Source organism: Nocardioides sp. (assembly GCF_030149505.1).
Classification (GTDB): Bacteria; Actinomycetota; Actinomycetes; order Propionibacteriales; family Nocardioidaceae; genus Nocardioides.
On record NZ_JASBRN010000028.1, the window covers coordinates 20,452 to 30,220 of the forward strand.

Consider the following 9,769-nt stretch of genomic DNA (forward strand, 5'->3'; position numbering starts at 1 on the left):
CAAGCCCCCGCAGCCACAGGTTGCACCGAAAGGAAGGCACTTCCCATGAAGCGCACCACCCTCCGTCGTACCGGCGCCTCCGTCGCCACCCTCGCCGCTCTCTCCATCGGCCTGACCGCCTGCTCGAGCGAGGACGACTCCTCCGCCGAGGAGACCACCTCCGAGGAGGCTCCGGCCCCCGCCGAGGAGGAGGAGCCCGAGGCCGAGGCCTCCGCCGGCGACCAGACCTTCGGCGACGCCTGCTCCGCCGTTCCCACCAACGGCCAGGGCTCCTTCGACGGCATGGTCGACGACCCGGTCGCCACCGCCGCCTCCAACAACCCGCTGCTCGGCACCCTGGTGACCGCCGTGGGCGAGGCCGGCCTGGTCGACACCCTGAACGACGCCGAGGCCCTCACCGTCTTCGCGCCCACCGACGACGCGTTCGCCGCCATCCCGGAGGAGGACCTCAACGCGGTGCTCGCCGACCAGGAGCTCCTCACCTCGATCCTGACCTACCACGTGGTCGGCCAGCAGCTCGACCCCGAGGCCGTCGTGGGCGAGCAGGAGACCCTGCAGGGTGGCACCGTCACCGTCGAGGGCGACACCGAGGGCATGACCGTCAACGGCGCCAACGTGCTGTGCGGCAACATCCCCACCGCCAACGCCACGGTGTACGTCATCGACACCGTGCTCATGCCCTCCTGATCGAGGCCACTTCCACAACCGGACCGATGACAGGGACAATCGACACATGAGTGAGCCGACGTCCCTGCCCGCCGGGGCTCTCCCTCACGGGGGAGCCCCGGCCGGGCCGGACCTCGCCGCCCTGCTGCGCGCCAGCGCACGGGGCGACGAGGTGGCCTTCGCCCAGCTGTACGACGCGACAGCAGCTCGCGTCCACGGCCTGGCCCTCCGGGTCGTCCGCGACCCGGCACAGGCCGAGGAGGTCACCCAGGAGGCCTTCCTCGACGTGTGGCGCACCGCCGCACGCTTCGACTCCGACCGCGGAAGCGCCCTGAGCTGGTTGCTCACGGTGACCCACCGCAAGGCGGTCGACCGGGTCCGCTCCGCCGAGGCCTCCTCGCGGCGCGACACCTCGTACCACCAGCAGAACCAGCCCATCGACCACGACTCCACTGCGGAGGCTGCTACCGCCTCCATGGAGGCCCGTCGCGTGCGAGGGGCGCTCGCCAGCCTCACCCCTGTCCAGCGGGAGGCCGTCGAGCTCGCGTACTTCGGCGGATACACCCACACCGAGGTCGCCACGATGCTCCAGCTCCCCGTCGGGACCGCGAAGACGCGGATCCGCGACGGACTCATCCGACTCAGAGACGCCATGGGGGTAGGCCAATGAACGACGTGCACGCCCTCTCCGGCGCCTACGCGGTCGACGCACTCGACGACATCGAGCGCGCACACTTCGAGCGACACCTCAACGAGTGCGCCGAGTGCCGGCACGAGGTCGACTCGCTCCGCGCCGGAGCCGCGATGCTCGCCGAGCTCGCACCGGTGGGCCCCTCGCCCGCCCTGCGCTCGCGCATCCTCGCCGAGGTCGCCACCGTCCGCCCGCTGCCTCCCCACGTGGTCGAGGTGCGCCCGCGGAGGCGTCGATTTCCCGCCCTGGTCGCCGCCGCAGCTGCCGTGGTAGCCGTGGGCATCGGCGGCGGCATCGCCTACGACCGCCTCAGCGACGACACCCCGGCCGAGGTCAGCTTCACCGCCACCGAGCGCGTCCTCGAGGCCCCCGACGCCGAGCGCTACGTCCAGCGCTTCGACGACGGCTCCCGCGCCATCGTCTACCGCTCCGTCGAGCTCGGCCAGGCCGTCATCGTCACCGAGGGCATGGCCGACCCCGGCGAGGGCAAGGTCTACGAGCTCTGGCTCGAGCGCGACGGCGAGATGATCGCCGCCGGGTTCATGCCCGAGGGTCCCGACAACACCGTGCTGCTCTCCGGTGACGCCGCGACCGCGGACGGCGTCGGCATCACCGTCGAGCCCGAGGGCGGATCCACCGAGCCCAACCTCGACTCGGCCGTCGTGCTCTCCTTCGACGCCTGATGTCCGCGGCACACCAGCCGCCCACCCCGACGCCCCGCAGCGTCGCGGTGGTCGGCTCCGGCGTGGCCGGGCTCGTCGCGGCGTACGTCGCCTCCCGCACCGCCACGGTCACCCTGCTCGAGGCCGACGGCCGGCTGGGAGGGCACGCCGACACCCACGAGGTCACCGACCCGACCGGTCGGCTGCTGCGCATCGACACCGGGTTCATCGTCCACAACCGGCGCACCTACCCGACGCTGCTGCGCGTCTTCGCCGAGCTGGGCGTCGCGACCCAGCAGTCGGAGATGTCGATGTCGATCCGCGACGACGACTCCGACCTGGAGTGGGCCGGCGCGCTGGGCCGCCAGGGGACGCTGCCGACCCTCGGTCACCTGCGCCGACCGGCGTACCTGCGGATGCTCGCCGAGATCCCGCGCTTCCACCGCCGCGCCAAGGCGCTGCTGGCCCGCAGCGCCGAGGGCGAGGTCGACGACACGACCCTGCGCGACTTCCTCGCCGAGCACGGGTTCACGCCCTACTTCCTGCGCCACTTCATGGAGCCGCTCGTCGCGGCCGTGTGGTCCTGCGACCCCGACGTCGCGCTCGACTACCCCGCGCGCTACCTCTTCTCCTTCCTCTCCCACCACCAGATGCTGAGCATCTACGGCTCGCCCACGTGGCGCACCGTCACCGGCGGCTCGCACCGCTACGTCGACAAGGTGCGCGACGCGCTGCTGGCGGCCGGCGGGGAGATCCGCACCGGCTGCAAGGTCACCTCCGTCCTCGAGACGACGGACGGCGTGGAGGTGACCGACGGCAACGGCACCACCACGACGTACGACGCCGTCGTGATCGCCACGCACCCGCACCAGGCCCTGGCGATGCTGGCCGAGCCCACCCCGCTGCACCGCGAGCTGCTGGGGGCCATGCCCTACTCCCCCAACACCGCGCTGCTGCACACCGACACCTCGCTGATGCCGCGGCTGACCCAGACCTGGGCGAGCTGGAACTTCATGCGACCGAGCGAGTCGGTGCCGCGGCCCGCCGGCGCCGACGGTGTCGTGGTCACCTACGACCTGACCCGGCTCCAGCGCCTCGACACCGACACCCACTACCTCGTGACCCTCGGCGGCGAGCACCTCGTCGACCCGGCCACCGTGATCGACCGGATGGAGTACGAGCACCCGCTCTACACCCCGGAGTCCGTGGCCGCGCAGCGCCGCCTGCCCGAGATCGACACCGACCGCGTGGTCTTCGCCGGCGCCTACCACGGCTGGGGCTTCCACGAGGACGGCGCGCGCTCCGGACTGGCGGCCGTCACGCGGCTCGGGCTGCCCTGGCCCTCGCCGGTGAGCCAGGAGCGGCCGCGCGTGGAGACGCCTGCCCTCTACCGGACGACGATCAAGCACACCCGCCGAGCGCCCTTCGAGCGCAGCTTCACCCATCGCTCCCACACGTGGCTCGTGGACGTCGACGACCTGCCGGACCTGCGGCCGCTGCCGTGGGCCAAGGGCACCTTCGAGGCCCGCGACCACCTCGGCGATCCCGAGCGCACCCTGCGGGAGAACCTCGAGGCGTTCCTGGCGACCGAGGGCGTGACCCTGCACCCGGCCGGCCGGGTGCTGCTGGCCACCCAGCCCCGTGCCTTCGGCTACTGCTTCAACCCGATCAGCGTCTTCTGGTGCCTGGATCCGTTCGGGCGGGTCGAGGCGACCGTGGTCGAGGTCCACAACACCTACGGCGACCGGCACGCCTACCTCGTGCGTCCCGACGAGCAGGGGCGCGCCCGCACCGACAAGGCGATGTACGTCAGCCCGTTCCACGGCACCGACGGCCACTACGAGCTGGCCGTCCCTGTCCCGGGCGAGCGGCTCGACGTGGTCGTCACGCTGCACGCCGAGCAGACCCGCTTCTCGGCCAGCCTCACCGGCACCCGCACGACCGACAGCCCCCTGCGAGCCGCCCCGGCGGCCCTGCGGGGATCGCTGCTCATCCGCGCGCACGGGATCTGGCTGTGGCTGCGGCGCCTGCCGATCCGTCCGCGCCCCCCGCACCAGCAGACCGCCGTCCAGCCCGACCAGGAAGGCTCCCGTCGATGACCGAGGCCCCCGCCCGTCCCTCGTCCCCGCCCGACGTCGCCCGCTGGCCCGGGCTGCACGTCGTGCCGACCGGCTCCCGCGCCCGGGTCTCTGCCCGGATCGCGCGCCGGCTCTTCACCGCCGCCGTGGAGCGGCTCGACGTCACCGTGCACGTCGAGGGCCGCACGATCGGCAAGGGTGGGCCGGAGATGACGGTCCACCAGCCGGAGGAGCTGTGGGCCCGCCTCGGGCGGCACCAGCTGATCGGCTTCGGCGAGGCCTACCTCACCGGCGCCTGGGACGCCGAGGACCTCGGCGGCTTCCTGACCGTCCTGGCCGCGGAGATGGCCGACCTGGTGCCGAAGCCGCTGCAGGCGCTGCGGGCCCTGGTCGTGAAGCGGCCGCCGAGCACCCAGCGCTCGAGCAAGGACAACTCGCGCAACAACATCGCGCACCACTACGACCTGTCCAACGACCTGTTCCGGCTCTTCCTCGACGAGACGCTGAGCTACTCCGCCGCGCTGTGGGACACCACCGTCTCGACGGTCCCCGACACGCTCAACGGCCGCCCGTCGCAGCGGCTCCAGGCCGCGCCCCCGGGCACGGTGGCCACCGACTCGCTGGCCGAGGCCTCGGCCCGCAAGATCGAGCGGCTGCTCGACGCCGCCGGTGTCGGCGAGGGCTCACGAGTGCTGGAGATCGGCTCCGGGTGGGGCGAGCTCGCGATCCGCGCGGCCCGGCGCGGGGCGACGGTCCGCACGATCACCCTCTCCTCCGAGCAGCTGGTGCTGGCCGAGGAGCGGATCGCCGCTGCCGGCTTCTCCGACCGGATCGAGGTCGTCCTGCAGGACTACCGCGACCTGGAGGTCCCGCCGGGCACCGAGGGCTACGACGCGGTGGTGTCGGTGGAGATGATCGAGGCGGTGGGCCACGAGTTCTGGCAGACCTACTTCGAGACCATCGACAAGGTCCTGGCCCCGGGCGGCAGGGTCGCCATCCAGGCGATCACGATGCCGCACGACCGGATGCTGGCCACCAGGAACACCTACACCTGGATCCACAAGTACATCTTCCCCGGCGGCCTGCTGCCCTCGGTCGAGGTCATCGACGAGATCACCCGCGACCACACCCGTCTGCGGCTGGTCGAGCGTTTCCAGTTCGGCACCCACTACGCCGAGACGCTGCGGCTGTGGGACGAGGCCTTCCTCGACCGCTCCGAGGAGGTGCTGGCGCTGGGCTTCGACGAGGTGTTCCTGCGGATGTGGCACTTCTACCTGGAGTACTCCCGCGCGGGCTTCGCCTCCGGCTACATCGACGACTACCAGCTGCTGCTCCAGCGAGACTGAGCCCGAGACCGCACCGACGACCCGGCACCACCCGCACCCCACCACGTCGCACCACGCGACCCCAGCGGCAGGCTCCCTGCCGCACCCCGATGACGAGGAGAACCCCGTGACCACGACGGCCGACCGCAGCACCGAGACCAGCACCGGCGCTCCTGGCATCGCCCACCGGCTCGCGGAGGCGCTCGAGCCGTTCCTCGCTGGCCCGCTCCCCGTGCGGCTGCGCTGCTGGGACGGCTCGGAGTTCGTGCCGCCGGGCGGGGCTCCCTCGGACTTCCCGCTGGTCGAGCTGCGCTCGGCCGACGCCGTACGCCGGCTCCTCTGGCACCCGGGCGAGCTCGGTGCCGCGCAGGCCTACGTCACCGGCGAGCTCGACGTGCCCGAGGTCGACGGCTGGGACCTCGACAAGGCCCTGACCCACGCCTTCGCCGTCTCCCGCGAGCGCGGGCTGTCCGGCGCCCGCATCCGCCCCCGCGCCCTCCTCGAGGCGGTCCGCGCCGCGGTCGAGATCGGCGCGCTGGGCAAGCGCCCGGCCGACCCCGCGACCCAGGCCGACGTGAAGGGTCGACTGCACAGCAAGCTGCGCGACCGCTCGGCGATCTCCTTCCACTACGACCTGTCCAACGCCTTCTACGAGCTGATCCTCGAGAAGAACATGGCGTACTCCTGCGGCTACCACGCGACGCCCGAGGTCTCCCTGGAGGAGGCGCAGGTCGCCAAGCTCGACATGGTCTGCCGCAAGCTCGGCCTCGAGCCCGGCATGCGGATGCTCGACGTCGGCTGCGGCTGGGGCTCGCTGTCCCTCCATGCCGCCGAGCACTTCGGCGCCCAGGTCACCGGCGTGACGATCGCGGCGGAGCAGAAGAAGTTCATCGACGCCCGGATCGCCGAGCGCGGCCTGCAGGACCGGGTCACCATCCGGCTGCAGGACTACCGCGACGCCGTGCCGGCCGCCGGCCAGGAGTACGACGCCGTCGGCTCGCTGGAGATGGGCGAGCACGTCGGGCAGAAGAACTACCCGACGTACGCGCGGGTGCTGCGCGAGTCCGTGAAGCCCGGCGGTCGCGTGCTGGTGCAGCAGATGTCGCGCAGCGGCAAGTGGCCCGGCGGCGGCCCCTTCATCCAGTCCTTCATCGCCCCCGACATGCACATGCGTCCCGTCGGCGAGACCGTGGCGCTGCTCGAGGCCGGCGGCCTGGAGGTGCGCGACGTCCACGCGATGCGCGAGCACTACGTCCTGACGGTCGCCGGCTGGCTGGAGCGCTTCCACGCCCACCGCGAGCAGCTCGTCGCGATGATGGGCGAGGAGGTCTACCGCGTCTGGGAGCTCTACCTCGTCGGTGGTGCGATGGCCTTCCGCGACGGCCGCATGGGCGTGGACCAGATCCTCATGGTCCGCCCGGGTGGCCCGCACACGCTGCCCGCCGTCCGAGACTTCTGAGGTGTCACCCCTCCTCACCGCCCTGGTCTCCGTCGGCGTCGCCCTCGTCTGCGTCGTCGTCACGATGACGGTGACGGCCCTGCGCGCGCGCCAGCTCGGCGTCGTCGCGGTCGTCGACGTCGCCTGGGGCCTGGGCTTCGTGCTCGTCGCCGTCTCCTCCACCGTCGTCGCGTACGCCGCTGCCGCCGACTCCTGGCGCACCCTGCTGCTCCTGGCGCTGGTCGCGGTGTGGGGCGGCCGGCTGGCCTGGCACGTCCGCTCCCGCGCGCTCGGCGAGCACCAGGGCGCGGAGGACCCGCGCTACGCCGAGATGCTGGGCGGCTCACTGCCCGAGGTCGGCATGGCCGAGGCCGTGCGGCGGGTGTTCCTGGTCCAGGGCGTGGCGCAGTGGTTCGTCTCGCTGCCGGTCGCGGTCGGCGCGGTCCTGCTCATCGAGCCGGGCTGGTCCTGGCTGGTCTGGGTCGGCGTGGCCGTCTGGGCGGTCGGGCTCTACTTCGAGGCCGTGGGCGACCGCCAGCTGGCGGCGTACAAGAAGCAGCCGCGGGAGTCCCGCCCGAAGGTCATGGACCAGGGGCTGTGGGGCTGGACCCGTCACCCCAACTACTTCGGCGACGCCTGCGTCTGGTGGGGCCTGTGGCTGGCCGGCGGTCTCGCGTCGGGCTGGGTCGCGGGCCTGGCGACCGTGCTGTGCCCGGTCGCGATGACCCTCTTCCTGCGCAACGTCACCGGCGCCAAGCTGCTGGAGCGCAAGATGTCGCAGCGCGAGGGCTGGGACGAGTACGCCGCCCGGGTGCCGATGTTCTTCCCCCGCCCGCCGCGCCGCTGACCCACCGCCGAACCGTCAGTTCTGAACCCCCGAGCCGTCAGTTCTGAACCCCCCGACCGCGGAACGTGCCCGGATGTCGGCCAACAGCCCTGCTCCGCCAACGGGCGTTCACGATCAAGGACGGCTTCGTCTTCCTGGCCTGACCGGGGCCGGCACGTCCAGCCGCCCCCGGCCGGGTGTTGGGTGGCGGCCCCCCGCGTGGCTGACTGGGCACATGACCTCCTCGAGCTCCACGACCGCCGTCCGCGTGATGAGCCTGGCCACGGCCGGGTACGCCGCCTACTGCCTGGTCAAGCCCGAGCACCTGCGCCAGGCGCTCGGCTCCGACGACCCGATGTGGGACACCGTCGCGCGGGTGTTCGGCGTGCGCGACCTGGCGATCTCCGCCGTCGGCGTCCTCGGCTCGCCGACCGCCGCCCGTGCCTCGCTGGCGATCCGCACCGCCATCGACTTCGGCGACGCCGCCCTGCTCGGCCTGACCGTCGACGGCCAGGCCAGCACCAAGGCCGTCGCCGCCGCCGGCGGATGGGGCCTGCTCAACCTCGGGGTGCTGCTCCGCTCGCGCTGACCCCCTAGTCGAAGGCGACCGGCTCGTCCTGGATCCGCCAGCTCACCTGCGGCCTGCCGCCGGCGTAGTGAAAGTAGTCCGCGACGGCGTACCTGGTCGCGCCGGCTCGCGTCCGGAAGCGCTCGGACAGGGTCGTGCCGTCGGCTGCGACGACCCTCAGGTCGTGCTTCCCGGCGGGCAGCGCCAACGGGAAGAGGCTCCAGCTGTGCTGGCCCTCGACGAGGAAGTCACGGTCGACGACCTCGATCCCGTCGATCCTCACCGTGATGCGGGCGGGGTCGTCGAGGAAGGACTGGTTGCTGACCCACAGGTGCAGCTGCGCCTCGTCCTCGGCGACCACCCGCACGGAGGCGGTGACGGCCTCGGGACCCGAGGACTCCCCGCTTCCCGGAGGACGGTCCGGACCTGCGGACCGGTCCGGCGACGGCGGCTGGCCCTCACCGCCGCACCCGGCCAGCAGGGAGACCGACAGGGCCACGGTGGTGAGGAGCCGACGCCGATGCACGGGGGTGTGACGGGCGAGGTGTGGCAGTGGTTCCCTCCTCCGCGGCCCCGGCCGGTCACGAGCCGGTCCCCGGCATGCCGCCCTCAGCGCAGCCGCGACGCGGCCTGGACCTGTCCCGCGGCCAGTGCCCGGGCGGCCAGCCGGGCGAACCGGTCCAGCGCGACCGCGCGGTGCAGCCGCACGACGTACACCCCTCGCTGCTCGTGCTGTGCCTCCGCCACGAGCGGGTGGGCGCGCAGGAAACCCAGGACAGCGTCATCGCCGTCGGTCGCGTCGAGGTCGAGGAAGGGCTGCGCCGCTGCCTCGACGACGACGTGCCACTCGGACTCCTCGGCCACCTGGAGGGCGACCCGGACGTGCCGGGCCAGCACGGCCGCAGGGACGACGTCATCCGTCGGGTCGTGCCGACCGTCGGGGTCGTCGGGGTCGGTGACGCGGACCCAGTACGCCGGCGCCGTGGCCCAGCCCGCGGCGATCGCCGGGTCGTGCAGCAGCTCGGACAGCCGCGCCGCGTCGGCGTCCGGGTCGGCCCGGACCGGCCGGGGTCGCGCCCCTCGCCGCGAGGACCGCGCCTGAGCGAGGATCCCCGTGACGTTGAGGGCCACCAGCACGAGGCCGACCCAGAAGAAGAAGGACCGCTCCTCGGCGTACGCGATCACGAGGTACACCGAGGCGGCCAGCGCCGCCGCGCGCGTCAACGGGTGCCGGGTCCACCTCACGTCCCGAGGCTAGAGGCCGGCACCGCATGGCGTCGCCCCGACACGGGCCTGGGACGGGCAGGCCCTGGCCTGCGGGGCACCTGCGGGCCAGCGGCACGCCGGGCGGTGCTCTACGTGGTGTTCCGGTTGAACCTGGTGGCTGTTGGGCTTTGCCTGATGGGTGTTGGGACGTGGCGGGCACGGGGGTGCCCGGAGCGGTGCTCAGGTGGTCAGTGCGTTGTTGTGAAGTCGCTGGAGGTTGACGGCTGCTGCTGCGAGGTGGAGTTCGGC

At 72.8% G+C, this 9,769-nt stretch carries 10 protein-coding genes; 8 read left to right on the top strand and 2 right to left on the bottom strand.

Annotated elements, in window-relative coordinates; translation table 11 throughout:
* The first annotated feature begins 45 nt into the window (after positions 1–45).
* The 8 genes from Q1V71_RS05645 (at position 46) to Q1V71_RS05680 (ending at position 8,275) form a co-directional block, all read left to right on the top strand.
* Positions 46–687 (top strand): fasciclin domain-containing protein, encoded by a 642-nt coding sequence (locus Q1V71_RS05645; protein WP_300641564.1) that lies wholly within the window; start codon positions 46–48, stop codon positions 685–687.
* Between the two features lie 46 nt (positions 688–733).
* A complete protein-coding gene (gene sigK, locus Q1V71_RS05650) occupies positions 734–1,336 on the top strand; it encodes an ECF RNA polymerase sigma factor SigK (protein ID WP_300641566.1) in 603 nt (200 codons plus the stop codon).
* Positions 1,333–2,040 carry an anti-sigma factor gene (locus tag Q1V71_RS05655; RefSeq protein WP_300641568.1) on the top strand — a complete coding sequence of 236 codons (708 nt, stop codon included), beginning with the start codon at positions 1,333–1,335 and terminating at the stop codon, positions 2,038–2,040. Before sigK ends, Q1V71_RS05655 begins: the two co-directional genes overlap by 4 nt.
* On the top strand, positions 2,040–4,118 hold the full coding sequence (locus Q1V71_RS05660) for an FAD-dependent oxidoreductase (RefSeq protein WP_300641570.1): 2,079 nt from the start codon (positions 2,040–2,042) through the stop codon (positions 4,116–4,118). The genes Q1V71_RS05655 and Q1V71_RS05660 overlap by 1 nt, the downstream gene beginning before the upstream one ends.
* Positions 4,115–5,443 carry a cyclopropane-fatty-acyl-phospholipid synthase family protein gene (locus tag Q1V71_RS05665; protein WP_300641572.1) on the top strand — a complete coding sequence of 443 codons (1,329 nt, stop codon included), beginning with the start codon at positions 4,115–4,117 and terminating at the stop codon, positions 5,441–5,443. The genes Q1V71_RS05660 and Q1V71_RS05665 overlap by 4 nt, the downstream gene beginning before the upstream one ends.
* 106 nt (positions 5,444–5,549) lie before the next feature.
* Positions 5,550–6,881, top strand: a complete 1,332-nt coding sequence (locus tag Q1V71_RS05670; protein ID WP_300641574.1) for a cyclopropane-fatty-acyl-phospholipid synthase family protein — start codon at positions 5,550–5,552, stop codon at positions 6,879–6,881.
* A 1-nt stretch (position 6,882) separates the two neighbouring features.
* A complete protein-coding gene (locus Q1V71_RS05675; RefSeq protein ID WP_300641576.1) occupies positions 6,883–7,707 on the top strand; it encodes a DUF1295 domain-containing protein in 825 nt (274 codons plus the stop codon).
* Positions 7,708–7,921: 214 nt separating this feature from the next.
* Positions 7,922–8,275, top strand: a complete 354-nt coding sequence (locus Q1V71_RS05680; protein WP_300641577.1) for a hypothetical protein — start codon at positions 7,922–7,924, stop codon at positions 8,273–8,275.
* 4 nt (positions 8,276–8,279) lie between these two features.
* On the opposite strand, the gene Q1V71_RS05685 is transcribed toward Q1V71_RS05680, so the two are convergent.
* Together Q1V71_RS05685 and Q1V71_RS05690 are read right to left on the bottom strand one after the other, a co-directional pair.
* A complete protein-coding gene (locus Q1V71_RS05685) occupies positions 8,280–8,753 on the bottom strand; it encodes a hypothetical protein (RefSeq protein WP_300641579.1) in 474 nt (157 codons plus the stop codon).
* Positions 8,754–8,863: 110 nt separating this feature from the next.
* Positions 8,864–9,499 (bottom strand): hypothetical protein, encoded by a 636-nt coding sequence (locus tag Q1V71_RS05690; RefSeq protein WP_300641580.1) that lies wholly within the window; start codon positions 9,497–9,499, stop codon positions 8,864–8,866.
* Between the last annotated feature and the right edge of the window lie 270 nt (positions 9,500–9,769).